At 65.7% G+C, this 26,782-nt stretch carries 24 protein-coding genes; 14 read left to right on the top strand and 10 right to left on the bottom strand.

Features of this window, described 5'->3' with window-relative positions; genetic code table 11:
- Positions 1 to 3 precede the first annotated feature (3 nt).
- From mreC to proB, 11 genes are all read left to right on the top strand, one after another.
- Positions 4 to 849: a rod shape-determining protein MreC gene (gene mreC, locus ACOQPI_RS16250; protein ID WP_420620660.1), complete on the top strand. Its 846-nt coding sequence runs from the start codon at positions 4 to 6 to the stop codon at positions 847 to 849.
- Between the two features lie 46 nt (positions 850 to 895).
- Positions 896 to 1,402, top strand: coding sequence for a rod shape-determining protein MreD (gene mreD, locus ACOQPI_RS16245; RefSeq protein ID WP_420620659.1), 507 nt, complete (start codon positions 896 to 898; stop codon positions 1,400 to 1,402).
- Positions 1,399 to 3,429 carry a penicillin-binding protein 2 gene (gene mrdA, locus ACOQPI_RS16240; protein ID WP_420620658.1) on the top strand — a complete coding sequence of 677 codons (2,031 nt, stop codon included), beginning with the start codon at positions 1,399 to 1,401 and terminating at the stop codon, positions 3,427 to 3,429. The genes mreD and mrdA overlap by 4 nt, the downstream gene beginning before the upstream one ends.
- The gene (gene rodA, locus ACOQPI_RS16235; RefSeq protein ID WP_420620657.1) at positions 3,429 to 4,589 is read left to right on the top strand and encodes a rod shape-determining protein RodA; all 1,161 of its coding nucleotides are present in this window, start codon (positions 3,429 to 3,431) and stop codon (positions 4,587 to 4,589) included. Before mrdA ends, rodA begins: the two co-directional genes overlap by 1 nt.
- 80 nt (positions 4,590 to 4,669) lie before the next feature.
- On the top strand, positions 4,670 to 6,619 hold the full coding sequence (locus ACOQPI_RS16230) for a TIGR03960 family B12-binding radical SAM protein (protein WP_420620656.1): 1,950 nt from the start codon (positions 4,670 to 4,672) through the stop codon (positions 6,617 to 6,619).
- Positions 6,616 to 7,347 (top strand): TIGR03936 family radical SAM-associated protein, encoded by a 732-nt coding sequence (locus ACOQPI_RS16225; protein ID WP_420620655.1) that lies wholly within the window; start codon positions 6,616 to 6,618, stop codon positions 7,345 to 7,347. Before ACOQPI_RS16230 ends, ACOQPI_RS16225 begins: the two co-directional genes overlap by 4 nt.
- A 273-nt stretch (positions 7,348 to 7,620) precedes the next feature.
- A complete protein-coding gene (locus ACOQPI_RS16220; protein WP_420620654.1) occupies positions 7,621 to 9,000 on the top strand; it encodes an Rne/Rng family ribonuclease in 1,380 nt (459 codons plus the stop codon).
- A 10-nt stretch (positions 9,001 to 9,010) separates the two neighbouring features.
- Positions 9,011 to 9,316 (top strand): 50S ribosomal protein L21, encoded by a 306-nt coding sequence (gene rplU / locus ACOQPI_RS16215; RefSeq protein ID WP_420620653.1) that lies wholly within the window; start codon positions 9,011 to 9,013, stop codon positions 9,314 to 9,316.
- 11 nt (positions 9,317 to 9,327) lie between these two features.
- A complete protein-coding gene (gene rpmA / locus ACOQPI_RS16210; protein WP_420620652.1) occupies positions 9,328 to 9,579 on the top strand; it encodes a 50S ribosomal protein L27 in 252 nt (83 codons plus the stop codon).
- A 56-nt stretch (positions 9,580 to 9,635) separates the two neighbouring features.
- Entirely contained in the window at positions 9,636 to 10,934 is a 1,299-nt protein-coding gene (gene obgE, locus ACOQPI_RS16205) for a GTPase ObgE (protein ID WP_420620651.1), read from the top strand.
- Positions 10,931 to 12,028, top strand: coding sequence for a glutamate 5-kinase (gene proB, locus ACOQPI_RS16200; protein WP_420620650.1), 1,098 nt, complete (start codon positions 10,931 to 10,933; stop codon positions 12,026 to 12,028). The genes obgE and proB overlap by 4 nt, the downstream gene beginning before the upstream one ends.
- A gap of 10 nt (positions 12,029 to 12,038) precedes the next feature.
- Here the strand turns inward: proB and murJ are convergent, their stop codons facing one another.
- On the bottom strand, positions 12,039 to 13,793 hold the full coding sequence (gene murJ / locus ACOQPI_RS16195) for a murein biosynthesis integral membrane protein MurJ (RefSeq protein WP_420620649.1): 1,755 nt from the start codon (positions 13,791 to 13,793) through the stop codon (positions 12,039 to 12,041).
- Positions 13,794 to 13,924: 131 nt separating this feature from the next.
- Between murJ and ACOQPI_RS16190 the strand changes: the two genes are divergently transcribed.
- The 3 genes from ACOQPI_RS16190 to ACOQPI_RS16180 all read left to right on the top strand — a co-directional run bounded on the left by ACOQPI_RS16190 (position 13,925) and on the right by ACOQPI_RS16180 (position 17,674).
- A complete protein-coding gene (locus tag ACOQPI_RS16190) occupies positions 13,925 to 15,181 on the top strand; it encodes a glutamate-5-semialdehyde dehydrogenase (RefSeq protein WP_420620648.1) in 1,257 nt (418 codons plus the stop codon).
- A gap of 48 nt (positions 15,182 to 15,229) precedes the next feature.
- A complete protein-coding gene (locus ACOQPI_RS16185; RefSeq protein WP_420620647.1) occupies positions 15,230 to 16,144 on the top strand; it encodes an AAA family ATPase in 915 nt (304 codons plus the stop codon).
- A gap of 69 nt (positions 16,145 to 16,213) precedes the next feature.
- Entirely contained in the window at positions 16,214 to 17,674 is a 1,461-nt protein-coding gene (locus ACOQPI_RS16180; protein ID WP_420620646.1) for a VWA domain-containing protein, read from the top strand.
- 28 nt (positions 17,675 to 17,702) lie between these two features.
- Here ACOQPI_RS16180 and ACOQPI_RS16175 read toward each other — a convergent pair whose 3' ends face one another.
- From ACOQPI_RS16175 to ACOQPI_RS16135, 9 genes are all read right to left on the bottom strand, one after another.
- On the bottom strand, positions 17,703 to 18,167 hold the full coding sequence (locus ACOQPI_RS16175) for a hypothetical protein (protein ID WP_420620645.1): 465 nt from the start codon (positions 18,165 to 18,167) through the stop codon (positions 17,703 to 17,705).
- An 86-nt stretch (positions 18,168 to 18,253) separates the two neighbouring features.
- A complete protein-coding gene (locus ACOQPI_RS16170; protein ID WP_420620644.1) occupies positions 18,254 to 18,685 on the bottom strand; it encodes an ArsI/CadI family heavy metal resistance metalloenzyme in 432 nt (143 codons plus the stop codon).
- A gap of 83 nt (positions 18,686 to 18,768) precedes the next feature.
- Positions 18,769 to 19,965 carry a cytochrome P450 gene (locus tag ACOQPI_RS16165; RefSeq protein ID WP_420620643.1) on the bottom strand — a complete coding sequence of 399 codons (1,197 nt, stop codon included), beginning with the start codon at positions 19,963 to 19,965 and terminating at the stop codon, positions 18,769 to 18,771.
- Positions 19,958 to 20,344 (bottom strand): VOC family protein, encoded by a 387-nt coding sequence (locus ACOQPI_RS16160; RefSeq protein ID WP_420620642.1) that lies wholly within the window; start codon positions 20,342 to 20,344, stop codon positions 19,958 to 19,960. The genes ACOQPI_RS16165 and ACOQPI_RS16160 overlap by 8 nt, the downstream gene beginning before the upstream one ends.
- Before the next feature lie 3 nt (positions 20,345 to 20,347).
- Positions 20,348 to 21,613, bottom strand: coding sequence for a sulfotransferase family protein (locus ACOQPI_RS16155; protein WP_420620641.1), 1,266 nt, complete (start codon positions 21,611 to 21,613; stop codon positions 20,348 to 20,350).
- A gap of 4 nt (positions 21,614 to 21,617) precedes the next feature.
- Positions 21,618 to 23,258, bottom strand: coding sequence for an AMP-binding protein (locus ACOQPI_RS16150; RefSeq protein ID WP_420620640.1), 1,641 nt, complete (start codon positions 23,256 to 23,258; stop codon positions 21,618 to 21,620).
- 26 nt (positions 23,259 to 23,284) lie between these two features.
- Complete coding sequence (locus ACOQPI_RS16145; protein WP_420620639.1) at positions 23,285 to 24,052, bottom strand: SDR family NAD(P)-dependent oxidoreductase; 768 nt, start codon at positions 24,050 to 24,052, stop codon at positions 23,285 to 23,287.
- A gap of 60 nt (positions 24,053 to 24,112) precedes the next feature.
- Positions 24,113 to 24,787: a phosphoadenylyl-sulfate reductase gene (locus ACOQPI_RS16140; RefSeq protein WP_420620638.1), complete on the bottom strand. Its 675-nt coding sequence runs from the start codon at positions 24,785 to 24,787 to the stop codon at positions 24,113 to 24,115.
- A 37-nt stretch (positions 24,788 to 24,824) separates the two neighbouring features.
- Positions 24,825 to 26,651 (bottom strand): nitrite/sulfite reductase, encoded by a 1,827-nt coding sequence (locus ACOQPI_RS16135; protein WP_420620637.1) that lies wholly within the window; start codon positions 26,649 to 26,651, stop codon positions 24,825 to 24,827.
- Positions 26,652 to 26,782 lie beyond the last annotated feature (131 nt).

Below are 26,782 nucleotides of genomic sequence, written 5' to 3'. Positions count from 1 at the left end.
CCCGTGGCAACGGGCACCCGCACAGGGCGGTCGCGATTCACGCTCATCTTCCTGCTGCTCACCTCCGCGACGCTGATCACCCTGGATGCCCGTGATTTTGAGCCCCTCCAGCGAACCGAGGAAACCCTCTCCGATCTGATCTCGCCGCTGCGGTCGGGAGCCGATCGGGTGTTCGAACCGGTGGGCGATGCCTGGGCCGGAGTCACCGGCTACGACGAGTTGGAATCCGAAAACGAGGCGCTGCGCCAAGAGCTGCAAAAGCTGGAGGGCCAGCAGATCTTGGACTCCGACGCAGCCATCCGCCTGGAGTCGCTACTCGATGTGCTGGGCCTGCCCTACGTGCAAGACATCCCCAACGTGGTGGGCGAGGTGGTCACCGCCAACGTGGGGAACTTCGATCGGTACTCGGTACAGATCAACCGCGGTGCCGAAGACGGGATCCGCAACGGGATGCCGGTGGTTACCAGGGGTGGTCTGATCGGGAGGATCGACGGCGATCCGGGCCGAGGGCATTCCCGGGTCACGCTGCTCACCGATCCCAGCTTCGAGGTTGGGGTGCTGGTAGTGGGCACCGAAGATGTGGCCCTGGCCTCGGGGGGCGGTCACGGCGAGCCTCTGATGGTGACGAAGGGTCTGGAAATCGATACCGAGGTGGCCGTTGGGGATGAGGTGGTCACCAGCGGGGTGGATCGCAGCCGCTATCCCCCGGGAATTCCCATCGGCACCGTTACCGATATCGACTTCGACGAAGCACGCCTGCTCCAGCTCCTCACCGTGGCGCCTTCGGCCAACACCGACAGCCTGAGCTTCGTCACCGTGCTGCTCTACGACCCGCTGGAGGATGGCTGATGACCACAGCCGGCGCGTACGTTCGCAGCGGGTTGAGGGCGGGCTGATGAGCCTGACATCCGCCTATCTGCGCAGTGCGCTGTTCCTGTTGACCGCGCTGGTGCTCCATTTGGCGCTGTTCTCCGATCTCCGGGTGCTGGGGGTTGCTCCCGAGGTGCCTCTGGCCATAGCAGTCACCGCCGGACTGGTCGGCGGACCAGAGCGGGGTGCGATCGCCGGATTCGCCATCGGGTTGGGCATCGATCTCTATCTCCCCACGTTGTTCGGGCTGTCTGCGCTCATCTACACCGTCTGGGGCTACACAGTGGGCCTGTTGGAGGAGCGGATCTTCCGCAGCGCCTGGTGGATCAACGTTCTGGTCACCGCGGCGGCCACCGCGGGCGGGCTGTTGGTTTACGCCGTGCTCGGGGAGCTGCTGGGCGAGGTCAATCTATACACCGACCGCCTCTACACGGTTATGGGCGTGGCTGCGGCCTACAACTTGGTGCTGAGCTTGCCATTGCTGGGCCTGTGGCACTGGTCGTGGCCCAGGCTGCTAGGTGAAGAGCGATGAGCCCCGAGTCTCTTCGCTTGCGGTTGAGCTTCCTGGCCTTGTTGGCCCTGCTGGCCTTCGGTGCGCTGGTGGCCCGCCTGTGGTTCCTTCAGGTGTTGAGTTCTGAGGAGTTTGAGGTCCAGGCCCAATCCAACACCGAACGGGTGATCTATGAACCCGCTCCCCGGGGGCGCGTCTTCGACCGCAACGGCAACGTGCTGGTGGACAACCGGGAGTCGCTGGTAGTGACCGTGGACCGGTTCACTTACGACACCGAATTCAACGAGGAGGGGCAAGAAGAGCTGGTCCTGCGCCTGGCCACCGAAATCAGCCGAGCCGGGCGGCTCACCAAGGTATTCGAAATCAACGACGCGCTCGACGATCCCCGATATGGCCCTCTCGACTCCGTGCCGGTGGCCGACGACGTTACCGAGAACTTCGAGATCGTTCTGGCTGAGCGGGCCGACGAGTTCCCCGGCGTGGGCACCGTTGTCCGCAGCGTCCGCACTTACCCGTACGGCGACCTGGCCGCTCACATTCTCGGCTATGTCTCCTTGCTCAGCGAGGAGCAATACGAGTTGGTTGCCGATGATCCCAAGACCTATCGGCGCAATGACGAGATTGGCCAGACCGGAATCGAGGCGTCCTTCGAGTCGGTACTCCGGGGCACGCCCGGCTTCAAGAGGCTGGAAGTGGACAACGTGGGCGATCCGGTGCAGGTGTTGGAGCAGGTGGATCCCGTTGCCGGGGCCGACGTCCACCTCACTTTGGACATCGACGTTCAGGCGCTGGCCGAGAAGGAGCTCTTGGCCGGCCTCGCCGAAGCTCGTCAGCAGGAGACCGATGACCCGAATGATCCTCCGTTCAAGGCCCCCGGCGGCGCCTTGGTGGTGTTGGACCCCAACGGTGCCGAGGTCTTGGCCATGGCGTCATTTCCCACGTACTCGCCCAGCGAGTTCGTGAGCGGCTTCTCCGAGTCCCGGTGGGCTCAACTCCAAGATCCGGCCAACCACCAACCGCTGCACAACCGGGCCTTGGCCGGCATCTATCCACCGGGGTCTACATTCAAGCTCTTCACCGCCTATGCCGCGATGAACAGCGGGGTGATCGGTTCGCGGGGAGTGCTGGACGTTCGCACCCTCTACGAGGACACCGGCACGTATGTGGTGCCGTCTTGCGAGGAGGACGTGATCGCCTCGTGCACCTTCCAAAACGCCGAAGAGGCCATCTACGGGCCGGTTGATCTGATCCGGGCCATCATCGTGTCATCCGACGTGTACTTCTACTACTTGGCCGACACCATGGACCGGGCCGACCGCTTTGACCGGGAGGGAATCCAGAGAACCGCCCAGCTATTCGGGTTCGGAGCGCCGTCGGGCATCGCGCTGCCCGGCGAAGGCGTGGGCAGGGTGCCCTCCCCGTCGGCGGCCGAGGCCGCAGGAGAGCCTTGGCGAACCGGCGATTCCATTGTTTTGGCCATCGGTCAGGGCGTGCTGGGGGCCACCCCGTTGCAGCTGGCCAACGGCTACGCCGCGTTCGCCAACGGCGGCACGCTGTATGCCCCCAAGATGGTGGACAGGGTGGAGAATCCGGTTACCGGAGAGGTGATCCAGGCGTTTGCCGATCGGGTGCTCAGCCAGATATATCTGCCGGGCACCATCCGAGTGCCGATCCTCGAAGGGCTACTCGGGGTTACCGCAGAGCTGGAAGGCACCGCCCATTCGGCTTTCTATGGCTTCCCCCATGAGGAGTGGCCGGTGGCGGGAAAGACGGGCACGGCCGAGGTAGTAGGCCAAGCGGACAACTCGCTGTTTGTGGCCTTTGGCCCCAATCCGAATCCCGAGTATGTGGTGGTGGCAATCATGGAGGAGTCGGGATTCGGGGCATCGGTGGCTGCCCCCGCCGTTCGCCGGGTTCTGGAGCCAATCGCCACCAACTCGGTTCCGGCGGTGCGTACCATCGACGATCTCGCCGAGCTGGGCGGAACGATCGGTGAAGACGAGGCCGAAGATGAAGTTGACCCTGCTGAATCAGGGGGCGCGGCCTGATGGCAGTTATCTCCTTGGAGGAGCGCCGCCTGCGGGAGCGGGAGATGAACCCCCGGAGCGGCCCATACGCACCGTGGATGCACATCGATGTGCTGCTGGTACTGGCCGCGGCTGGCCTGGCCGCCATCGGGATCGCGGCCATCTACAGCACCACCCGGGGCCGCGACCCGGAGAACTTCGACTCCTTCTTCTTGGAGCGCCAGACGCTGTTCGCGGTGGCTGGCGCGTTGTTCATGGTGTTCGCGGCGTGGTTCCCGTATCAGGAGCTGTCCAAATTCGCCATGGCCATCTATGGGGCAGGGCTCTTGGCTCTGATCGTGGTGTTGAGCCCCCTGGGCGAGGAGGTTAACGGCGCTCGATCGTGGTACCGGTTCGGTGACTTCCAGCTACAGCCCTCCGAGTTCCAGAAGCTCGCCTTGATCGTGGCGGTGGCGGCCTTCTTGTCTCGATACGAGGATCACATGACCGCGCCCCGGGTGTTCTTTGCCGCGGGCATCGTGGCTTGGCCCGGCCTTTTGGTTCTGCTCCAGCCCGACGTGGGTACCGCGCTCATCTACGTGTTCATCGGGTTTGTGTTGCTGCTCATCGGCGGCATCCGCTTTCGCCAAGTGCTCGGCATCGCCCTGATCACCGTCACGGTGGTGGCCCTGATGGTCAACTCCAACATGCTGGAGGAATATCAGACCAACCGGCTCCGAACCTTCGTCGATCCCACCACCGGCATCACCGAAGCCGGCTTCCAGCAGCGCCAGGCCCAGATCGCCATCGGCAACGGCGGGGTGAGCGGCAAGGGCTACGGCGAGGGCTCCCAGACGCTCAGCGGATTGGTGCCCCAGCAGCACACCGACTTCATATTCACCGTAATCGGCGAGGAGTTCGGGTTTGTCGGCTCGGCCACCACCTTGGGGCTCTATGCCATCCTGCTGCTGCGGATACTCCAGGCCGCCCGGTTGGCCAAAGACCGGTTCGGCGCGCTCATCTGCTCGGGGGTCTTCGCCATGATCCTGTTCCAGATGTTTGAGGCGGTGGGCATGACCCTGGGCATCACCCCCATCACCGGAATTCCGCTGCCCTTGGTGTCTTACGGGGGTTCTTCGGCCATTGCCACCCTCATTGGTCTCGGCTTGGTGCTCAACGTCCGCATGCGGCGGTTTACCTAAGGTGATCCGGCCCGGTGGCCATGCGGCGATTCGTCTGAACTGGTTCTGGCCGGCCGAGGGCCGGCGGTAGATTGGTACTGATGTCCCTTTGGTCTGAATTGGAGCTAGTGCTGCCCGAGGTGTCGAAGCCGGCGCGCTACATCGGCGGGGAAGGCGGCATGGTGGAACCGGAGCACCATCCGTCCAAGGTGGCCTGGCTTCTGGCCTATCCCGACACCTATGAGATAGGACTGCCCAATCAAGGTCTCCAGATTCTCTACGAGATCCTCAACGAACGGGACGACGCGGTGGCTGAGCGGGCCTACGCCCCCTGGGTGGACATGGAGGCCGAGATGCGGGCGGCGGGCCTGCCGCTGTTCTCGGTGGACACCCATCGCCGGGCCGGGGAATTCGACGTGCTGGCGTTCAACCTGTCGGCCGAACTGGTGTACACCAACCTGCTCAACTGCATCGACCTGGCCGGGGCCCCGGTGCGGGCCGATCAGCGGGCCGATGGCGACCTGCTGATCGGCGCGGGCGGGCACTGCACCTACAACCCCGAGCCACTGGCCGATTTCGTCGACTTCTTCGTGCTGGGCGATGGCGAGGAAGTGGTCACAGAGATCAACGCCGCGGTCAGCGACTGGAAGCGGGCGGGCAAGAGGTCTCGCCAATCGGTGCTGCGAGCTTTGGCCGCGGTGGAGGGCGTATACGTGCCGTCGCTCTACGACGTGGTCTACGACGGCCCCGCACTGGTTTCGATCACCCCTCGGTTCGCCGATGTGCCCGCGGTGGTGGAGAAGCGCACCGTGGCCGATCTGGCCGCCTGGCCCTACCCCAAGCGGCAACTGGTGCCGCTCACCGAGGTGGTTCACGATCGGCTCAACGTGGAGGTGTTCCGAGGCTGCACCCGGGGATGCCGGTTCTGCCAGGCGGGGATGATCACCCGTCCGGTGCGGGAGCGGCCCGCCGAGCAGGTCCGCACCATGGTGGCCGACGGACTGGCCCGCTCCGGCTATGACGAGGTGGCGCTCACCTCGCTGTCCACCGCCGATTTCAGCGGGATCACCGAGGTGGTGTCCGCCACCATGGACTGCGGCGCCGGTGAGGTGTCGGTGTCGCTGCCCAGCCTGCGGGTGGACGCCTTCACCGTGGGGCTGGCTGCCCAGATCCAGCGGGCCCGGCGCACCGGCCTGACCTTCGCTCCCGAGGCCGGGTCGTGGCGGATGCGCCAGGTGATCAACAAGCTCATCGACGAGCGGGACCTCTACGGAGCGGTGGAATCGGCCTTCTCCCAGGGGTGGCGGCGCATGAAGCTCTACTTCCTCACCGGGCTTCCCACCGAGACCGACGTGGACACCCTGGCCATCGGAGAGCTGGCCCGCAACTGCGTTGAGTTGGGCCGGGCCCACACCAAGAACCCCTCGGTGACGGTGTCGCTGGGCGGGTTCGTGCCCAAGCCGTTCACTCCCTTCCAGTGGTTCGGCCAGAACACGGTGGACGAGCTCCAACGCAAGGTCTTCTTGCTGCGCGACGACATCAAGCGGAACCGGGGTGTGCAGATGAAGTGGCACGATCCCAAGGCCAGCCTTGTGGAGGGCATCGCCAGCCGCGGCGACCGCCGCATCGGGCGGGTTATCGAGGAGGTGTGGCGACAGGGGGGCACGTTCCAGGAGTGGTCTGAGCACTTCGACTACGACCGCTGGACGCAGGCCATGGACCGACACGGCCTGTCGGTGGACTGGTATGTGCATCGACACCGCACCGAGGACGAGGTTCTGCCCTGGGATCACCTGTCGGCGGGTTTGCACAAGGACTTCTTGTGGCAGGACTGGCGGGATGCCCTCAACGAAGTGGGCTTGGAGGACTGCCGGTGGACCCCGTGCTATGACTGCGGGGCCTGCACCGGCTACAGCATCGAGCACATTGTGGCCTCTGCGGTGCCGCCGGCCGGGGGCAGCCAGGGGACCGGTCAAGTTCCTACTGGCTACCAGCCCCCACGGGCGGTGGAGGTGCAGCTTTCCGGCGTTGGTGAGAGGACCACATCGTGAATCCGAATCAAGCACCGCGCACTCGGATTCGGCTGCGGTACAGCAAAGCCGGGCGTATCCGGTTCACCAGCCATCGGGATGTGGCCAGGATCTGGGAGCGCTCACTGAGGCGAACTGGGCTGCCGGTGGCTCAGACCGAGGGGTTCTCGCCCCGGGCCAAGCTGCACTTCGGATTGGCGTTGGCCACCGGCTATGAGTCGGAGGACGAGTATCTGGACGTCGACTTCAAGTGCGCCGATGTCGCGGTGCCAGACGTGCTGGATGCCCTGGTCAGCGTGTTGCCCGACGGGATCGCCGCCACTGGGGGATCGGTGCTATTGCCCGGCGCGATGTCGTTGCAGCAAGCGGTGACCATCTGCGATTGGGACATCGAGCTGATCGACGTGACCGCCGACGATCTCGCCGAATGGGTAGATCGGGTGCGCGGTGCGGCTACGATAGTGATTACGCGAGAACGCAAGGGACAGCAGATCACCGACGACCTCGCCCCTCAGATACGGGCTTTGGAGGTCGGTGAATCGACGAGTCGGGGGGTTCGCCTTTTGGCCACTCTGGGCACCCAGCCGCGAGCAGCTCGACCGTCGGAGCTATTGACTGTTTTTGAACCGCAGTACCGCCCGGTGCTGATTCAGCGCACTCGTCAATGGATTGAGCAGGATGGCGCCCGCCTAGAGCCGCTAATGGTCGGCGCAGCCCCTGCTCAGCACACCCCGGTTGGTGTGCAATGAGAAAGGACTACAAAGATGACCGAAAGTCGCCCAAAGATCGGCGATACTCGCCCCGCGTCTGCTTCTTCTGGCGGTAAGCCAAAGATCGGCGATACCCGCCCCGCTCCACCGCCTTCTGACAGCCGTCCCAAGATTGGCGATTCCCGACCCGCGCCGAGCGGGAATGGATCGGGTTCAGGCGGGGGCTCGGGCTCGGGCGGAGGCGGTTCCGGATCGGGTCGCAAGCGCCGTCGCCGTCGAGGCGGGCGGGGCCGCGGAGGAGGCAGCCGTCCAGTGCAGCCGGTGGAGCACCGAGTGTCGGACGGTCCGGTAGAGCTCGACGAGAAGACCCTGGAGCGCCGTCGGGGCCGCCGCCGCAAGGGCCGACCGGTGGGCCGCTACATGATGCTGGTCCAAGTCCGCCCGGAAGTCACTCAGATCGCAGTGTTAGAGGGCCGGGCGCTGATTGAGCACTACGTCTCTCGTCCGGCCGACGACGTCGGAGAGATCCACGGCAACATCTATCTGGGACGGGTCCAAAACGTGCTGCCCGGCATGGAGGCCGCCTTCGTGGACATCGGCACTCCCAAGAATGCGGTGTTGTACCGGGGCGATGTGGTGTTCGACCCCGACGATGTGGAGACCTCGAACGGTTCGCCCCGAATCGAGAACCTCTTGGAGGCCCGCCAGACCATCATGTGCCAGGTCACCAAGAACCCCATCGCCCACAAGGGGGCCCGGCTGACCCAGGAGGTGTCGCTGCCCGGTCGGTTCGTGGTGCTGGTGCCCAATTCCAAAACCTACGGCATCTCCAAGCGGCTTCCCGACAAGGAGCGCAAGCGGCTGCGAAAGGTGCTCGACCGGTGCAAGCCGGAGGAGCACGGGATCATCGTGCGCACTGCCGCCGAGAAGATCACCGCTGAGGAACTGGAGCGAGACGTGAAGCGGCTGGTGTCGCAATGGGAGGAGATCGAGGCCCTGACCAAGAAGGCGAAGGTGCCCGGGCTGCTCTACCGGGAGCCAGAGATGGCGGTTCGGGTCATCCGGGAGGAGTTCAATCAGGACTTCCGGTCGGTCCACATCGACGACCGCCGCCTGTTCGACGAGGTACACGACTACGTATCCAGCGTGGCCCCCGAACTGGTGGAGCGGCTCGAGTACTACGACGCCGAGAGCGAGCATCTCAACTTGTTGGAGCGCCATCACGTACATGAGCAATTCGTCAAGGCTCTGGACAAGAAGGTTTGGCTCCCGGGCGGCGGATCGCTGATCATCGAGAGCACCGAAGCGCTCACCGTCATCGACGTGAACACCGGCAAGAACGTCGGCGACTCCAACTTGGAGGAGACCGTGTTCCGCAACAACCTGGAGGCGGCTCAGGAGATTCCCCGGCAGCTCCGGTTGCGCGACATCGGCGGGATCATCGTGATCGACTTCGTTGACATGGAGAAGCGGGGCAACCGCGAAGAGCTCATGAAGGTTTTCCGGGAGTCGCTGGCTTGGGACAAGACCCGTACCCAGGTGCTGGACATCTCCGAATTGGGCTTGGTGGAGATGACCCGAAAGCGCATTGGCGAGGGCCTGCTGGAGTCATGCTCTTCGGTCTGCCCCACTTGCGAGGGGCGGGGCCTGGAGCTCGACCGACAGCTAGTAAGAACCCGTCGAGACAGGTAGCCTTGAACAGGTGTATGCCGTCATCCGCACCGGCGGAAAGCAGTACAAGGTTGAAGAGGGCCAGATCCTCGATGTGGAGCTGCTGGGCGAACCCGGCGCTGAAGTCGAGCTGATCCCGCTGTTGTTGGTGGACGGCGACTCGGTGACCGCCGCCCCCGATCAGCTCGGCAAGGCCAAGGTCACCGCCACAGTGGTGGACTCGGTAAAAGACCGCAAGATCAACGGTTTCACTTACAAGAACAAGAGCAACCAGCGTCGGCGGTGGGGCCATCGCCAGCGCAAGTCCCGCATTCAGATCACGGCGATCAAGGCGTAGAGGAGCGAACGATGTCCAAGACAAAAGGCGGCGGCTCAACCCGGAACGGCCGCGACTCCAACCCCAAGCGCCTCGGGGTAAAGGTGTTCGACGGCACGGAGGTGACCGCCGGCTCGATCATCGTTCGCCAGCGGGGCACCCGCATCCATCCCGGCGAGAACGTTCAGCGCGGCCGCGATGACACCCTGTTTGCCACTGCTGACGGGCGGGTCAAGTTCGGCCGTCGGCGGCGCCGCAAGCTCGTCGACGTCATTCCCGGCTGATCGCCCTCCTTGCGGCTGTCGGCCGCTTGACTCAGGCGGTTGCGGAAAGACAGGCAATGTCCCAGTTCGTTGACGAGTGCGGCCTGAATGTGCGGGGTGGCGACGGCGGCGCGGGATGTGTGTCGTTTCGCCGTGAGGCCCACGTGGCCAAGGGGGGTCCCGACGGCGGCGACGGCGGCGACGGCGGCAGCGTCTGGCTGGTGGCCGACCACAATGTGGCCTCGCTGATCGCGTTCAAAGACCACCCCCATCGCCGGGCCGACAGCGGTCGCCACGGCCAGGGCAAGCGTCGCCACGGCGCATCGGGCGAGGACGCTATCGTCCGGGTTCCAGTGGGAACCACGGTCAAGTCCCAAGATGGGGAGCCGCTGGCCGACCTTGCGGCCGACGGAATCCGCTGGCTGGCGGCCGCGGGCGGCCAGGGCGGCCAGGGCAACACGCGGTTCTCCACCCATCAGAACCGCGCCCCGGCGTTCGCGGAGCAGGGCGAGGCGGGGGAGCAGCGCTGGCTCAGGCTGGAGCTGAAGCTGCTGGCCGACGTGGCGTTGATCGGATTCCCCAATGCGGGCAAGAGCACGCTGATCTCCCGGATCTCCGCGGCCCGCCCCAAGATCGCCGACTACCCGTTCACCACTCTGGAGCCCAATCTGGGCGTGGTGCGTACTGGCGACAGCACTGGCGACGACTTCGAGATGGTGGTGGCCGACATCCCCGGCCTCATCGCCGGGGCGAGCGACGGGCGCGGCCTTGGTCACCGTTTCTTGCGCCACACCGAGCGGGCCCGGGTCATGGTGGTGATGGTTGATCTGGCCTCGGTGGAGGAGGTCTCGCCTTCCGAGCAGCAGCGGGTATTGCTGGGGGAACTGGGTGCCTACCGGCCCGAGCTGCTGGAGCGGCCCAGGGTGCTGGTGGGGTCGAAAGCCGATGTCGGCCATTTGGATCCTCCACCGGGGGCCTTGCTTGTTTCCGCGGTGACCGGTGCTGGCCTCCCCGAGTTGATCAGGGCGATGGCCGACGCGGTTCGCGAGGCCCGGGCTCAGGAAAGCCTGGGTTTGCGCGCCAAGCGCTCTGACGATGTTGTGATCCACCGGCCGGTGCCCGAGGGAATCAGAGTGGAGCGGGCCGATGACGGCGCCTTTGTGGTGGTGGGCCGGGCTGCCGAGCGCACCATGGCCTTGTCCGATCTGGATGCCCCTGGTGCCTGGGACTTCGCCCGTCGCCGACTGGAGAGGCTGGGGGTGGATCGGGCTCTGGCCCGGGCCGGCATCAAGTCGGGCGACACCGCCCGGATTGGCGCTTTCGAGTTCGAGTACTACGACGACGATGAGTACTTCAGCGAGGAGGCGTCGCCGTGATCGTGGTAGTCAAGATCGGGACGTCGTCGATCACCGAGGCCGATGGCACCATCAGAGCCGAGGCGATAGCCAAGCTGAGCAGCGAGGTGGCCGCCGCGGTGGCCGATGGCCATCAGGCCGTGGTGGTCAGCTCCGGGGCGATCGGCGCTGGGCTGCCCGTGCTTGGCTTCGACCAGGGCCGTCCCCGCGACTCGGTCACCTTGCAAGCGCTCTCCGCGGTGGGCCAGAGCAGGTTGATGGCCCTGTACCAGGAGAGCCTGGCCGGCTATGGCCTGATCTGCGGCCAAGTGCTGTTGGCCCCTCGGGATTTCTTAGAGCGCCCTCAATACCTGCACGCCCAGCGCACGCTCAACCGGCTGTTGAAGCTGGGCGTCGTTCCCATTGTGAACGAGAACGACGCAGTGGCCGATGACGCCATCCGCTGGGGGGACAACGACCGCATTTCGGCCCTGGTGGCTCACATGGTGGGCGCTGGGCTCCTTGTGCTGCTGACCGACACTGAGGGGGTCCACACCGCCGATCCCCGCTCCGACGCCGACGCTCAGATCATCGAGGAGATCACCGACCTGAGCCTGCTCGAAGAACTGGCCGCCGCCGCCGGCGGGGCCGGCACCGACCGGGGCAGCGGGGGCATGGCCTCAAAGCTGGCCGCGGCCCGTATCGCCAGCTTGTCGGGGGTCCGGACTGTGATCGGAGCCGCCGAACGCGACCAGATAGTGGCCGAGGCCCTGGCTGGCGCGCCGGGGGCCGGAACGACGGTGGCAGCCCAGCCCCAGCGGTTGAGCGCCCGCAAGCTGTGGATCGGATTCGCCATGGTGCCCTCCGGCACCGTGCGGGTGGATGCCGGCGCCCGCCGAGCCATGGTGGAGCGGGGAGCCTCGCTCCTGGCCATCGGCATTACCGGCTTTGAAGGCGTGTTCCAGCAGGGTGATGCGGTAGATATCCGGGGGCCGGACGATGAGGTGTTCGCCCGCGGGTTGATGGAGGTCTCATCCGACGACATGGACTCGGTGGTCGGCCTGCGCTCCGACGAGATGCCCGCTGGAGCGCCAGACGAGGTCATCCACCGCGACTCTTTGACCGTGCTGCCCTGATCGGCCCTGGTCACCGCCTGACAAATGCAGCCCTGATCCGGGCCATGGCCTGCTCCATCAGGGTGGCGGCTTCCTCAGCCGCGGCCACCCCGGAGCCCCGCCCGAGGATCACATACACCCCTCCGGTTACCAGCAAAGCCACCGGCGCGGCCACCAGCAGCGGCAGGGGCTCAAAGCCCCAGGCCAGCACTCCGCCCAGCACCGCGGCCGACAGAGCGGCAACCGCCAGGCGTCTCATCGGACCCCGCACCGGCTGGCGGCGGCGAAGCAGATAGCGGATCCGATGGCGCAGGATGCCGTACTCCACCCAGGCTGCCACCGTGCTGCCCAGGGCCAGGCCCACCGCTCCCAGCCGCACCGCGCCCTCGGCCCGCTCGGCGTCCGACAGCGGTGACAGCACCTGGAAGTCGCCCAGCCGCTCCACGCTGCCGTTGACCACCCCATAGGAGTCGAAGCTGAACATGAGCAGAATCCCGACCCCGGCGGCCAGCACCACCCGCACTACCGCCACCCGGGCCGGGCCTTTGGCATCGCCTGCCGCGAAGCAGGCGTTCTGAAGCAGGCGAGATGACGCCGAGGCCACCAGCCCCAAGGAATAAGCCGCCAAGATCCACCACACCTGTACGGTCTGGTCGCCGTTGAATTGCCCCCGCTCCAGCAGCGCGCCCACGATCAAGCCGCCCAGGGTGATGAACGCTACCGCCGAGTACAGAACGTAGAACCCGATTCGGTCGAGGCCGGCTTGGAGCCGCCGCACCAGTGCTTCGGGGTCGCCTTGCTCCCGGGCCATCTCCGGCAGGTCGCTGGCCGCCACGCTCATGGCGAACAGGCTGATGGGCAGGAAATAGATAACCTGGGCGAACCCCAAAGCGGCGATGGCCCCGCCGGCGAGCAGTCCGGCCAGGATCAAGTCCACGTAGGCCGACACCTGAACCACTCCCCGGCCGATGAACGCCGGCCCGAACCGGTTGAGCACCGTGCGCACATCCGGGCGCCGCCAGTTCAGGCTGAGCCGAAGCGACGGGACGAGGCGCAGCACCAGCGGTACCTGCACCAAGAATTGGAGGGCGCCGCCCACCACGACCCCCCAAGCCGCCATCTTGGCCACGTCGGAGGCCCGGGTGGAGGGGTCCACGTCGTGCCACACCAGCCAAGCCCCCACCATGAACGCCACCTGGGCGGCGTTCCAGATCACCGGGGCGGCAAAGGACAAGAAGAACCGGCGGTGGGCGCTCAGCACCCCCAGAGTCCACGCGGCCAGCACGATGAACCCGATCCCGGCGAACATCACCCGTACCAGTTCGACGGTTAGATCAGCGGTGTCGTCGGACAGCCGCCACAACAACAGCGACACCACCGGCTCGGCCAACATCCACCCGGCCAGCACCAATAGCCCGGTGACCACCGCCAACAGCCCGAATACTGCTCCGGCCAGACGCCCCGCGTCCTTGCGCCGCCCCTGCTCCACCAACTGCGAGTAGATGGGGATGAAGGATGCCGACAGCACCCCCTCGCCCAGCAGGTTTTGCAGCAGGCGGGGAATGGTCAAAGCGGCCCGGTAGGCATCGCCGATGCGGCCCGCGCCGATGAACGCGGCCACCGCCACCTCCCGGCCGATGCCCGAAACGCGGGACAAGAAAATCCCTGCGCCCACCAGGATCGCTCCCCTGCCGCTGGGGCGCGGGGCGTCGGTCCTCTGGGCACCAGGCGGTTCGGGCCTCGCTCCCTTGCCGCTGGGGCGCTCGGAGGTTGGTGTGTCAGCCATCGTCTTGCCTCTGGATCGCCCCTTTGCTGCCAGACCGCGGGGCGTTGTTCGGGCCGTTGAGTCGTTGTTCAACCGGTGGAATGCCAAAACACGCTACCGGAGCAACGAGTGCAGTCGGGTACGCTCGCGCCGTGAGCGCCGATATACCCATGGCCGAGTTGGCCGACCGGGCCAAGGCCGCAGCCCGGGTTTTGGCCACTGCCGATACCGAGACCAAAAACCACGCCCTGCTGTTGGCCGCCGACCAGCTGGAGCAGGCCCGAGACGATCTGTTGGAGGCAAACCAGGCCGACGTGGAGGCGGCCACCGCGTCGGGGATGAGCGCCACGCTGGTGGACCGGCTTCGGCTGACAGACTCCCGGTTGGAGGGAATGGCCGGCGGTTTGCGCAAGGTCGCCGGCCTCGCCGACCCGGTGGGGGAGATCGTGGGCGGCTGGGTGGTGCCCTCCGGCCTGCGGATCAGCCAGGTGCGAGTGCCGCTGGGCGTGGTGGCCATCGTGTATGAGAGCCGCCCCAACGTGACCAGCGATGCCGCTGGCCTGTGCCTCAAGTCGGGCAATGCCGCCTTCTTGCGGGGATCGTCCAGCGCGCTGGGCTCCAACCTGGCCATCGCCGGGGTGATGCGGGACGCGTACGAGAAGGCCGGTTTGCCCAGCGATGCCCTGGTACTGGTGAGCGATACCAGCCATTCCGCGGCGGCCGAGTTCATGCAGCTGCGGGACAGCATCGATTGCCTCATCCCCCGAGGCGGTCCCGGGCTGATCGCCTCCATTCTGGAAAACGCCACCGTGCCCTATGTGATCGACGGCGACGGCAACTGCCACGTGTACGTGGACGCCTCGGCCGACTTGGACATGGCTCGTCGCATCGTGGTCAACGCCAAGACCCAGCGCCCCTCGGTGTGCAACGCGGCCGAGTCCCTGGTGGTACACCAGTCGGTGGCCGCCGAGCTGCTGCCCCCGCTGGCCGACGACCTGGCCGCTGTCGAGCTGGTAGGCGACGAGGCCGCCCGGGCCATCTTGGGGCCGGATCGCATCGGCGAGGCCACCGAGGCCGATTACTTCACCGAGTTCTTGGACCTGAAGCTGTCGGTGAAGGTGGTGGACAGCCTGGATGAGGCCATCGCCCATGTGAACGACACCGGCAGCGGTCACAGCGAGGCCATCATCACCGCCGATCTAGAGGCTGCTGACCGGTTCTGCACCGAGGTGGACGCCGCCGCGGTGCTGGTCAACGCCTCCACCCGGTTTGTGGACGGCGAAGAGTTCGGCTTCGGCGCGGAGATCGGCATCAGCACCCAGAAGCTGCACGCTCGGGGCCCGATGGGGCTGCGCCAGCTCACCACCACCAAGTATGTGGTCCGGGGCGAGGGCCAAATACGGGGCTAGGCCCTTACTGATTTCGGGGCTAGAACGAGCGAGACGTAGCCTTCAGCCATGAGTTTCTCCTTCGCTGACGTCGACTCAGTGCGCAAAGGCCTGAGCGATGTGCAGTATCTGGCTGATGAGGGCATCGCCGGCGTGGTCTATCTGGCCGAGCGGCTGCAAAAGCCGGTACTAGTAGAGGGTCCGGCCGGCACGGGCAAGACCCAGTTGGCCAAGAGCGTGGCCGAAGCCACAAACGCCCGCCTCATCCGCCTCCAGTGCTACGAGGGCCTCGACGAGTCCAAGGCGCTGTACGAGTGGAACTACAAAAAGCAGCTCCTGCGCATCCAGGCCGAGCGCCAGGGAGAGGATCCCGAGGGCGAGGGCATGTGGCAGCAGATCGAGGACGACCTGTTCTCTGAGGAGTTTTTGCTCACTCGACCGCTGTTGGAGGCCATCCGCGCCGCCGAGCCGGTGGTGCTGCTCATCGACGAGGTCGACCGGGTGGAGATCGAGACCGAGGCGCTGCTGCTGGAGATCCTGTCCGACTACCAGGTGTCCATCCCCGAGCTGGGCACGGTGGCTGCCAGCCAGATCCCGCTGGTATTCCTCACCTCCAACAACACCCGGGAGCTGTCGGAGGCCCTCAAGCGGCGATGCCTGTTCCTGCACATCGACTATCCCGATCTCGACCGGGAGAAGGAGATCGTGCTGGCCAAGGTGCCCGGCGTGGGCGAGAGCCTGGCCGACCAGGTGGCCCGCATCGTGCGCTCGGTCCGCCAGATCGAGCTGAAGAAGGCCCCGTCGGTGTCCGAGACCCTGGACTGGGCCCGCACTCTGGTGCTGCTGGGAGTGGAGCACATCGACGCCGACACCGCGGCCGAGACGGTGAACATCTTGCTCAAGTACCGCAGCGACATCGAAAAGGCGCTCAAGGAGTTCGCCTCCTCCGACGAGGAGTTTGCCGCCCCGGTCGCATCCTCGTGATCCTCCTGGTCAGACGCAAGGTCACAGGCTCCGCTGGCAAACTCCCGACGCCCCTGCGTTGAGCCTGTCGTGAAGGTCGAGCCCGCCACCTCCCCGCTGCTGGCGCTTCTGGCCGGATTCATCTCCGAACTGCGGGCCGCGGGGCTGCCGGTCAGCCTCACCGAGAACCTGGACGCCATGGAGGCCATCCAGCACATCCCCATTGAAGACCGGGATGCGTTCAAGTACGCGTTGGCCGCCACCCTGGTGAAGAACCATGCCCACTGGCGGGCCTTCGAGACGGTGTTCGAGGTGTACTTCTCGCTGCGGGGGGCCGAATACGACCTCATCGATGGCGAGTGGCCCGAAGGCATGGACCTGTCCGACTTCGTCGACGGCATGGACGGCCAGCAGCGCCGCCAGGGCGGGGGAGGCGGCGAGGCCATGTCGGCCGAGCAGCTGGCCGAGATGCTCTTTCAGGCGCTGATGCGGGGCGACGACGCCCTCATGCGGGCCATCGCCCGCCAAGCGGTGCAGCGCTACGCTGGCATGGAGCCTGGTCGGCCGGTGGGCGGCACCTACTACCTGTATCGCACGCTGCGGAATCTCGATCTCGATGGCGTGCTGGAGCGCCTGATGGACCAGGCCCGCCAAGACGCCCCCGGCGATCTCACTCCGCTCGAGGAGCGGCTGGAGCGTGACGAGTTCGAGGCCCGAGTCGACCAGCTCCGCAAGGAGGTTGAGGCCGAGATCCGCCGCCGGCTGGTGGCCGACCGGGGAGTGGAGGCCATGGCCAAGACGCTCCGCAAACCCCTGCCCGAAGATGTGGACTTCATGCACGCCAGCCGGGAGGAGATGATGGCCCTGCGCCGGGCCATCTACCCGCTCACCCGCAAGCTGGCCGTGCGGCTGGCCCGCAAGCGGCGCCACGGCCGCAAAGGCCCGCTGGACTTCCGCAACACCATGCGCCACTCGCTCTCCTATGGCGGTGTGCCCGCCGAGCCCAAGTTCCGCTATCCCCGCCCGGCCAAGCCCGAGATCATGGTGGTGGCCGACGTGAGCGGGTCGGTGGCCGCCTTCGCCCGATTCACTCTGCACCTGGTGTACGCCATCAGCAACCAGTTCTCCAAGGTCCGCTCATTCGTGTTCATAGACGGCCTCGACGAGGTGACCAGCTTCTTCGAGGGGGTGGACGACATCGGCGAGGCCGTCCACCGGGTGAACGCCGAAGCCGATGTGGTGTGGGTAGACGGCCACTCCGACTACGGCCACGCCTTCGAGGTGTTCTGGGAGCGCTACGGGAAAGACGTCGGCCCCAAGACCACGGTGATGATCCTGGGCGACGCCCGCAACAACTACCACGCCTCCCAGGCCTGGATCCTCAAAGAGATCGAGCACCGGGCCCGCAAAGTCTTCTGGCTAAACCCCGAGCCCGGCGCCTACTGGGACACCGGCGACTCCATCGTCTCCGAATACGGCGTCCACTGCGACGGCGTCTTCGAAGTCCGGAACCTCCGCCAACTAGAAGGCTTCGTAGAAAACCTCGTGTAGGGCCCCGGCTTGTTCCCTGGTGTGCCAGTCAATCGACGGGCGGGGGAGGAATGACGCGACGGCCGTCAGTCACCGTGATGGGGGTGGTGAGCAGGGCGGTGAGTTCGGGGTCGCTGAGAATCTCGGCGGTGTTCTGCCAAGAGTCGATGAGGAGTTCGACTCGTTCGAAGCTCTGCACGCTGGCTGAGGCCAGAATGGTACGTGTCAGATCCTCGGCAAATTCGCGACGTCCATCGGCGGAGAGGAATTCGACCCAGGGGAAGGCGGCCTCGATGGCGTCATCCATTGCCTCAGGGGAGTCGGCGGAAATCTTGCAGAGAAGGCGGGCCAGACACTCGATGGTCTTGGCCCGGCTGAGGTCGCTGGCAGCGAGGCTGAGGAAGAGATCGGGGGCATTGCGGCGGCGCAGCACTACGTCGTACTGGGCGAGGTTGGCCACTACCTCTTTGGGTTGTCGGAGGAACTCAGTGAAAGTGCGCTCGATGACCTGCATGGAGCCAGGATATCTGAGTTAGATCAGATATCAAGTGGATATCAGCTGGCAATCTTTCTCGATGACTTACAAGAGGGTCGACAGACTCAGCTGCGGGTGGCGATCACCACGTTCTCTAGGACTTCGCTGTCGCCGGTGCGGACGTACCACTCCCAGGCGGTGCCGTCGGGGTCGGTGACCCAGGTTTCGGTTTTCTCGGCGAAACAGCACTGGGTGTCGTCAACCCCGGTGGTGGCTAGGCCCGACCCGCTTAGACGGCGTTCGGCGTCTAAGACTTCCTCAGTGCTCTCGACTTCCACCCCGAGGTGGTTGATCGTGCCGCCAGCACCGTTGCAGCACCCCTCTTCGTCGGTCACTCCGTGGCCGGCCTCGAACAGCACCAGCTTGAGGGGCGGCTGGTCGAGGGCGAAGTTGGCGTACCCCGGCCGCCGTCGGGCCGGCTCCACACCGAACAGGCGGGAGTAGAACTTCACCGCCTCGTCAATGTCGGACACGTTCAGTGCAAGCTGCAATCTCATGAGAACTCCCTTTCGGAGAGCATGTCATAGCCCGGCGAAATCAGCCGCCATCTCATGGGGGTGCAACCCATGAGGCGGCTTTTCTATTTCACCGCCACCGGCAGGTGTTTGAGGCTGTTGAAGTGGGTGGTGCGAAGCCTCGCCTCCGGGCCGGATCGCTCAAGGCGGTGAAGGTGGGGGGCAAGCGCGGAGAAGTAGGCCCGGGCCTCGGTGCGGGCCAGGTTGGCGCCCAGGCAGTAGTGGGGGCCGCCGGAGCCCAGCGACAATTGGCCGCTGGCGTCCCGGCGGATGTCGAAGGCGTCGGGGTCGTCGAATACTTCGGGGTCGCGATTGGCCGCCGTCATCCACAGGTCCACGATCTGGCCGGGATCGAAGCTGGCCCCGCTCTCATGCTCCATCGGAGTGGTCACCCGTCGCTGGTGATGCATGACCGGGGTCACCACCCGCAGCATCTCGTCGATGGCCCCGTCGAGCAACGACTTGTCGGCAGCCAGCGCTGCGGCCTGGTCGGGGTGGTCCAACAGCAGCATCAAACTGCTGCTCAGCAGGTTGCGGGTGGTCTCGGTACTGCCGGTGACCAATAACTGCCACCATCCGCCCAGCTCCTCGTCGGTGAGCCTCCGACCCTCGTATTCGGCGTGGACGAGGCTGCTGAACACGTCGTCGCCGGGCTCGGCCCTCCGACGGGTGATGTGGGCCTGGCCGTAGGCGGCGAAGTTGATCATGGCCGCCCGGGCATCGTCCATCGTCGGGCACATCTCGAGGTCGAACGCCCCGATGGTGGTGTTGGTCCAGGCCAATATGTCGGACCGGTCAGCCAAGGGTATGCCCAGCATCTCCCCGGTCACCTGCAAAGGCAACTGGGCGGCCAGCATCTCGGCGGCGTCGCCCCCGCCGTTGGCCAAGAAACCATCAACCAGCTCCCCGGCGATGCGATGGGCGCTGTCCTCTAGTCGGCGGATGGCCCGAGGCGTGAACCCCCGGTTCACCAACAGCCGTAGCGCGGTGTGGTCCGGAGGGTCGAACTCCAACAAGGTGATGGCACCCTGACCGCGGTGTTCGCCCTCGCCCCCAGAAACAGCCAGCTGCGAGGAGGAGAACTGCTGCCAATCCCGGTTGAACTCCCGCACGTACTGGTAACTGGTAACCACGTAGCGCCCCCCGCCCCTGCGATGGGGGAGCCAGTGCACCGGGTCTTCTTCTCGAAGCTGGGCAAACAGCTCCAGCGGCAGACCCGCGACAAACGTGTCTGGATTGTCCAGAGGCGCGGCATCAATCATCGGCGCAGAACTCCAAGCGGTTCCCAAACGGGTCGTAGATGTAGACCTGCTCGATGCCATCGGCCGTGCCTCTGGCCACCTCGTAACCCTGGGATTGAGCCGTCTCGGCAAGCTCCGTCAAGTCCGAGACAACGAAAGCCACATACGACTTCTTGGCCGGTCGGAAATCCTGTTCGGCTCCCAAGTGCAATTGCCCGCAGGTACCCTCCGGCAGCTCGAACCAGCATCCGTCCCGCTTGGCAAGCTCGGGCGGCTTCGGAATCTCCTTCAGTCCCAGCAGCCCGCCATAGAACTTCCGGGCCTCGTCCTCACCCCCTGCCGGAATCGCCACCTGCACATGGACGATCGAGTTGACCACCGGCTTCGTTTCCTCGCCCACGGCTCAGTCTTCCAGGGGGATGTTGTGGTGGGAGATGTAGTCGGCGAACCCGGCGCGGATGGTGGACTCGTCAAGCCCGAGGGCGGCGGCATCGTAGACGTGCTTGCCGAACTTGTCCTTGGGCTTATCGGCTAGGTAGGCGGGGATGGCATCGGCCAGCTCGTCGGAGAACTCCAGACCCAGGCGGTCGTACACTGCCCGCACCGCGGCCACTGGTTCGCTCACTAGATCTCGGAACAAGAGATCGGCGATCTGGTCGTTGGGGACCTCTTCGGAGGCCCGTTGGCCCATCACCATGTCCATCATCATCTGGTAGATGAACAACATCACCGGGCCGTTCTCGCTCGGTGTCACGGCATCGCTTCGCATCCACTGGAGGGTGGTGGTGAGGTTTGCCACCGAGCCGACGTACCTGACCGGATCGCGGTGGGTGAGGATTACCCGAGCATCGGGATAGGCGGCAAAGAGGTCCGGAAGCGTCCCCATGTGGGCCGGCGACTTCAACAGGAACTGAGCCGGAGCGCCGTCGACGTGCTGCAAGGTCCTCAGGAAGTTCTTGTGCCACCGGTACACGGCGTCGAAGTCGAGGGGCGCTCCCCGTTCGCCAAGATCGCCGATGGCGTGCATCATCGGCCAGTGCCAGCTGCGGAACTCGGGCTGGCAGAAGTGGATGCACTCCACCGGCAGGTCGCTGCGCAGCTCGTGCATGGTCATGAACTCGGGCTGGATGTCGGCCCAGAACTCCTGTTCGGGCTCGCTGCATGCCAGTGGATCAGCCCCGGTGCCCGGCAACGTGCCCAGCGGGAAGTGGGCCTCGTATCCCCGCACCCCTCGCAAGTTGGGATCCAGCGCCAGCAGCTCCAGCAAGATGGTGGTCCCGGTGCGGGGCGGCCCGGAGACGAACACCGGCGCGGTGACATCAGCCGCTAGGGCTTCGGGATTGGCCTGCCAGTAGCGCACGATACGAAGCCGGTTTTGCAGGTTGCGGATGATCTCTCCTCGGGCGCTGAGCCGCCCCACCACATTCAGCTGGGCATTCTCATCAAGCGCTCCGCACAGTGCCCGGTACCCGGCCTCCCAGCCCGGCTCATCGCCGAAGTCCGACAGCCCCACCGACTCAACTGCCACCGCCAGCATCTCGTCGTCATCCAGGCTCACCAACCGGGCCGGATCGCCCACCGCGGTCCCGAACAAGTTCATGCGCCGCACCCAGTCGGGGCGCTCCAGATGTCCGGCTGGTTCTATGGCTGTGCTTTCTTGCTTGCCCACGCCGTCAAGCGTGCCGCTCCTTGTGCGCCTCGCCCAAACCGAGCTCTTCGATGGACTGCTTCCGCATGAGGTATTTCTGGATCTTTCCGGTGATGGTCATGGGGAACTCGTCGGTGAACTTGATGTAGCGGGGGATCTTGTAGTGGGCGATTTGGCCCCGGCAGAACTTCTTGATGTCTTCGGCATCCAACGAGGCCCCGTCACGCAGCTGCACCCAAGCCATGATCTCCTCGCCGTAGCGGGCGTCGGGCACGCCGACCACCTGCACCTCCACCACGTCGGGATGGCGGTAGAGGTACTCCTCAATCTCCCGGGGGTACACGTTCTCGCCGCCGCGGATGATCATGTCCTTGATGCGCCCGACGATGTTGATGTAGCCGTCGTCGTCCATGACAGCGAGATCGCCGGTGTGCATCCAGCCCTCGTCGTCGACGGCCTCGGCGGTGCGGGCCTCGTCGTCCCAGTAGCCCAGCATCACCGAGTAGCCCCGGGTCATGAACTCGCCTGCCTGGCCCCGGGGCACGATCTCGCCAGTGTCGGGGTTGACGATGCGGACTTCGACGTGGGGATGGGCCCGACCCACGGTGGACACCCGCATATCAAGTGAGTCGTCGGCTGAGGTCTGGGTGGACACCGGGGAAGTCTCGGTCATGCCGTAAGCGATGGTCACCTCGGTCATGTTCATCCGGTCGACCACCTGCTTCATCACTTCGACGGGGCATGGCGAGCCGGCCATGATCCCCGTCCGCAGCGACGACAGGTTGTAGTTGTCGAGCTCGGGTTCGCCCAGCTCGGCGATGAACATGGTTGGCACCCCGTAAAGGCTGGTGCAGCGCTCCTGCTCGCAGGCCCGTAACGAGGCCGCGGCGTCGAACCCGGCCGAGGGAACCACTATGGCCGCCCCGTGGGTGGTGCAGGCCAAATTGCCCAGCACCATTCCGAAGCAGTGGTAGAAGGGCACCGGAATGCACACCCGGTCGGCGGCGGTGTAACCGCAGGCCTCGCCCACGAAGAAGCCGTTGTTCAAGATGTTGCGGTGGCTCAGCGTGGCCCCCTTGGGAAAACCGGTGGTCCCGCTGGTGTACTGGATGTTGATGGGATCGTCGGGGAGGAGCCCCGCCGATCGCTCCTCCAGCTGCTCAGCCGACACCGTTTGTCCGGCAACCAACAAATCCTCCCAGTCCGAGGTCTGGAGGTAGACAACTTGCTGGGCGGGTACCCGATCCCTCACCTTCTCGATCATGCCCCGGTAGTCGCTGTGGGAGAACGACTCCGCCGCCACCAACACGCTGATCCCCGACTGGTTGAGCACATATTCCAACTCGGCCACCCGATACGCCGGGTTGATGGTGACCAGAATGGACCCTATGCGGGCAGTGGCGTATTGCACCAGCACCCACTCGGCGCAGTTCGGACTCCAGATTCCCACTCGGTCGCCCACCTGCACACCCAGAGCCATAAGCCCGGCAGCCGCAGCGTCGACCGCAGCGGCGAACTCTCGGTAGGTGAAGCGCAGCCCTTGTTCGACAGAGATCAGTGCGTCCCGATCACCGTGGGAGTCCACCGTGCGAGCCAAGTTGGCCGAGATGGTCTCGTCCAGCAGTGGTGTGGTGGTAGGACCGGAAGCAGACGACAGATTCGCCATGACCAATAAGGAGGCTAGACCCAGCCTCAGTCGTGGCTGGTGACGCCGCCGTCGACGATGAGGGTGGTACCGGTAACGAACCCGGCCTCATCGGACATCAGGAAGCGGACGGCCTTGGCGATGTCCTCGGGGGTGCCCACCCGGCGGAGCGGAGCCTTTTCCACGCAGACGGCCTTGCTCGGCGGGTCGTCCATCATTAGGGCCGTCATCGGGGTGTCGATGTAGCCGGGGCACACCGCGTTGACCCGGATGCCGTCAGGGCCGAGGTGGTTGGCCAGCGACTTGGTGACGCCCACCACGCCGTGCTTGGACGCGGTGTAAGACGGGATCAGCGGATTGCCCACCACCGACATGATCGAGCCGATCCCCACGATGGCAGACCCCTCGTGGCTGCGCAGATCGCCCAACAGCGCCTTGGCCACGAACACCTCTGCTCGCAGGTTCACCTTCAGCACCGAGTCCCAGATCTCCTCGGTGAGGTGGTCGATGTCCATGGCGGTCACGATCCCCGCAGCATGGACCAGCCCGCCGATGCCTCCCAGTGCCTCCCGGGCCGCGGCCACCGCATCAGCCACCGCCGCCCCATCGGTCACGTCCAAGCCCAGCGAGTGCGCTATCACCCCACAGTCGGCGGCGATGGAAGCCGCGGCCTCAGCCGCCCCCTCGCCGTTGAGGTCCCACAGCGACACTGGTCGCCCAACCTCGGCTAGGGCGCGGGCACAAGCCCGTCCTATTCCCGACCCTCCACCAGTGACCACGACCCCGGTGGTCGGCGACATTTCCAAAGCAGACATAGAGGCCACCCTACGCGGTAGCCGGAGTGAAGATGATTTTGATCGACAGGCTGGAGAGGCTTAGTCGTGCAGGCCGCACTCGGTCTTGTCGGTGCCGGCCCAGCGGCCGGAGCGGGGGTCTTCGCCGGGGGCCACCGGCTTGGTGCAGGGCATGCAGCCGATGGAAGGGTAACCCCGCTCCAACAGGGGGTTGAACGGCACCCGGTGCTCGGCGATGTAGTCGTCCACCTGCTCGTCGGTCCAGGTGGCGATGGGGTTCAGCTTCACCAGGCCCCGCAAGTCGCGCACAACGATGGGCGCCGACACCCGGGTGACGGCCTCGGCTCGGCGCAAGCCGCTCATCCACGCTGACTTGCCGGCCAGCGCCCGGTCGAGCTGTCCGGCCTTGACCGCCGAGCAGCAGTTCTCCGGGTCCATGTTCCACAACTCGGGATCGTGGCGGGCCACGGTCATCAGCCGTAGGTTCAAGCCGTAGTGGCGGCGCACCCGCTCCACCGTCTCCAGCGTCTCGGGGAAGTGGAAGCCGGTGTCGATGAACACCACCTCGATGGCGGGGTCCACCTTCACGGCCAAGTCGATCATCACCGCGTCGGTCATCGAGGCGGCCAGCGCCAGGTGGGGCGAGAAGTTGTCCACGCCCCACTGGATGACCTTTTCCGCAGGCAGGTGCTCGAACTCCTCGTTCAGAGCGGCCAGCTCAGCGTCGGTGAACGACGGAATGGTCAGATTGGGCATTCAGAGTCGCCGATCGGGATGCAGGTGGCGGAGGAGCTCAGGTTGCGCATTCAGAGTCGCCGATAACCGCTTCGTAGGGGCCGGTTTCGTCGTAATCGACGAAGAACTCGGGGCCGTCGTCGGGCAAGGGGAACTCGTCCAAGTCGGCCAGCGTCTTGCCCACCTCTCGTGATCCGCCCTTGCGCTCCAGCCAGTGGCGGAACTCCTCGCCAGCCTCCCGCTCAGCGGTGAACTGGCGCACCACCCGCACCACTGCTTCAGGAGCATTGCGGGCGGGCAGGCGCAGGGCCTTGGTGCCGAAGTGGATCTGGGAGTCGCCCACATAGCCGCCGAGCAGCATCTGGTAGCCCGGCGCGGAGCGGCCGTGGGCCCGGCGCTCGGCGCCGAAAAACCCGATGTCGGAGGCATGGTGCTGGCCGCACGAGTTGGTGCAGCCCGAGATATTGATCCGCAAACCGCCCACCTCGGCCAAGCCCTCTTCGTCTAGGCGATTACCGATGGCGTCGGCCAACCCTCGCGATTGGGTGACGGCCAGGTTGCAGGTGTCGGCACCGGGGCAGGCCACCACGTCGCGCAGCAGTTCGGCACCGGCCTCGGCCATGCCGATGGCCGACAGCGACTCGAAAAGCCGGGGCAACTGGTGCTCGCTCAAGTCGCGGAAGACGATGTTCTGGCGATTGGTCACCCGGCACTCTGCACCCAGCTCCCGCTGGATGTCGGCCAGGGAGTCGAATTGGTCGGCGGTGATGTCGCCCAGCCGAGCCCAGGCATAAGCCGACACCGTGCCCTTGGCCGCGCCCCGCACCACGTTGGCCTTCTCCCACTTATCATGCGGTGCCCGGCTGCCGATGGACACCGGAGTGCTCCTGCCATTGTCCGGGTTGCGGCGCGAGCCAAGTTCAACCCCTTGGCCCACCGGGGTGGCCTCCACGCTGGCATGGCGTCCGGCGGGGGCGTCGCCATGAATCTTCACCAGGTCGGGGATCCCGCCAGGCCAACTAGAGGAGGCCAGCAGGAACTTGCGCTCCCGGAAGATGCGGCGCTGGAGTTCCTCGAAGCCCAGCTTCTCCACCAGCCACTTCATGCGGGCCCGCAGCTTGTTGTCGCGGTAGCCGTCGTGGTCGAACACCCGCAGGCAGGCCTCGATGGTGGGCAGCAGATCTTCTCGGGAGGTGAAGTCTTCCAGAGCCAGCGCCGGGTGGGGGTTGGCCCCCAGGCCGCCGGCCACGAACACCCGGAACCCAGCCTCGACGCCGCCGTCCACCTCCCGGGTGGCGGCAATGATGCCCACGTCGTTGAACATGGCCTGGCCGCAGTCGGTGGCGCAGCCCGAGAAGTTGATCTTGAACTTGCGGGGCAGGCGCTGGGCGTAGGGGTGGCGAAGGAAGTGAAGCGCGGTGGCCCGGGCCCAGGCGGTGATGTCGAGTACCTCGTGGGGGCAGGCGCCGGCCAGGTGGCAGCCCTGCACATTGCGAACAGTGTCGCCGCAGGCCTCCCGGGTGGTGAGCCCCACCGAGGCCAGCACCCGCATCACGTCGGGAACGTCGTCGATCTGCACGTAGTGGAATTGGATGTTCTGGCGGGTGGTGATGTGGCCCCATCCCCGGGAGTAGGTGCGGGCGATGTGGGCCAGGGCCTCGAAGTGCTCGGGATGGGCGATGCCAGCGGGGATCTTGACCCGCACCATCTGGTTGGTCCCGCCTTGGCGCTGGCCGTAGACGCCGTTGTTCAGCCGGAACACCCGCATCACGTCTTCGGGGATCTCCCCGGCCTTGTAGCGGGCCAGCATCCGCTCGAACTTGTCGATGTCGGCTTGCTGAGCGGGGTCGATTACCGCGGTGTTGTCGATCTGGACCGTGACCATCGGGCTCTCTTCTTCGGTGTATGGGACTTGGGTGGGGTTCAGGCGGGGAACTAAATCGGACTACTTTGATCCGATTAGTTGTTTATCAGGATAGCGGCCTGAAATCAAATCCCGAGTGATTTGATCTGATT

This window comes from Candidatus Poriferisocius sp. (assembly GCF_965219815.1).
Lineage (GTDB): Bacteria > Actinomycetota > Acidimicrobiia > Acidimicrobiales > Bin134 > Poriferisocius.
This window is presented reverse-complemented; position numbering and strand designations above follow the sequence as displayed.

Bases quoted from the DNA above. Each gene is read 5' to 3' on its own strand.
- mrdA (WP_420620658.1), top strand. From the start codon at position 1,399: ATGAGCCCCGAGTCTCTTCGCTTGCGGTTGAGCTTCCTGGCCTTGTTG.
- ACOQPI_RS16135 (WP_420620637.1), bottom strand. From the start codon at position 26,651: ATGGTCACGGTCCAGATCGACAACACCGCGGTAATCGACCCCGCTCAG.
- ACOQPI_RS16165 (WP_420620643.1), bottom strand. From the start codon at position 19,965: ATGATTGATGCCGCGCCTCTGGACAATCCAGACACGTTTGTCGCGGGT.
- murJ (WP_420620649.1), bottom strand. From the start codon at position 13,793: ATGGCTGACACACCAACCTCCGAGCGCCCCAGCGGCAAGGGAGCGAGG.
- rpmA (WP_420620652.1), top strand. From the start codon at position 9,328: ATGTCCAAGACAAAAGGCGGCGGCTCAACCCGGAACGGCCGCGACTCC.
- ACOQPI_RS16230 (WP_420620656.1), top strand. From the start codon at position 4,670: ATGTCCCTTTGGTCTGAATTGGAGCTAGTGCTGCCCGAGGTGTCGAAG.
- mreD (WP_420620659.1), top strand. From the start codon at position 896: ATGAGCCTGACATCCGCCTATCTGCGCAGTGCGCTGTTCCTGTTGACC.
- rodA (WP_420620657.1), top strand. From the start codon at position 3,429: ATGGCAGTTATCTCCTTGGAGGAGCGCCGCCTGCGGGAGCGGGAGATG.
- obgE (WP_420620651.1), top strand. From the start codon at position 9,636: ATGTCCCAGTTCGTTGACGAGTGCGGCCTGAATGTGCGGGGTGGCGAC.
- ACOQPI_RS16185 (WP_420620647.1), top strand. From the start codon at position 15,230: ATGAGTTTCTCCTTCGCTGACGTCGACTCAGTGCGCAAAGGCCTGAGC.
- ACOQPI_RS16140 (WP_420620638.1), bottom strand. From the start codon at position 24,787: ATGCCCAATCTGACCATTCCGTCGTTCACCGACGCTGAGCTGGCCGCT.
- ACOQPI_RS16175 (WP_420620645.1), bottom strand. From the start codon at position 18,167: ATGCAGGTCATCGAGCGCACTTTCACTGAGTTCCTCCGACAACCCAAA.
- ACOQPI_RS16150 (WP_420620640.1), bottom strand. From the start codon at position 23,258: ATGGCGAATCTGTCGTCTGCTTCCGGTCCTACCACCACACCACTGCTG.
- ACOQPI_RS16145 (WP_420620639.1), bottom strand. From the start codon at position 24,052: ATGTCTGCTTTGGAAATGTCGCCGACCACCGGGGTCGTGGTCACTGGT.
- ACOQPI_RS16170 (WP_420620644.1), bottom strand. From the start codon at position 18,685: ATGAGATTGCAGCTTGCACTGAACGTGTCCGACATTGACGAGGCGGTG.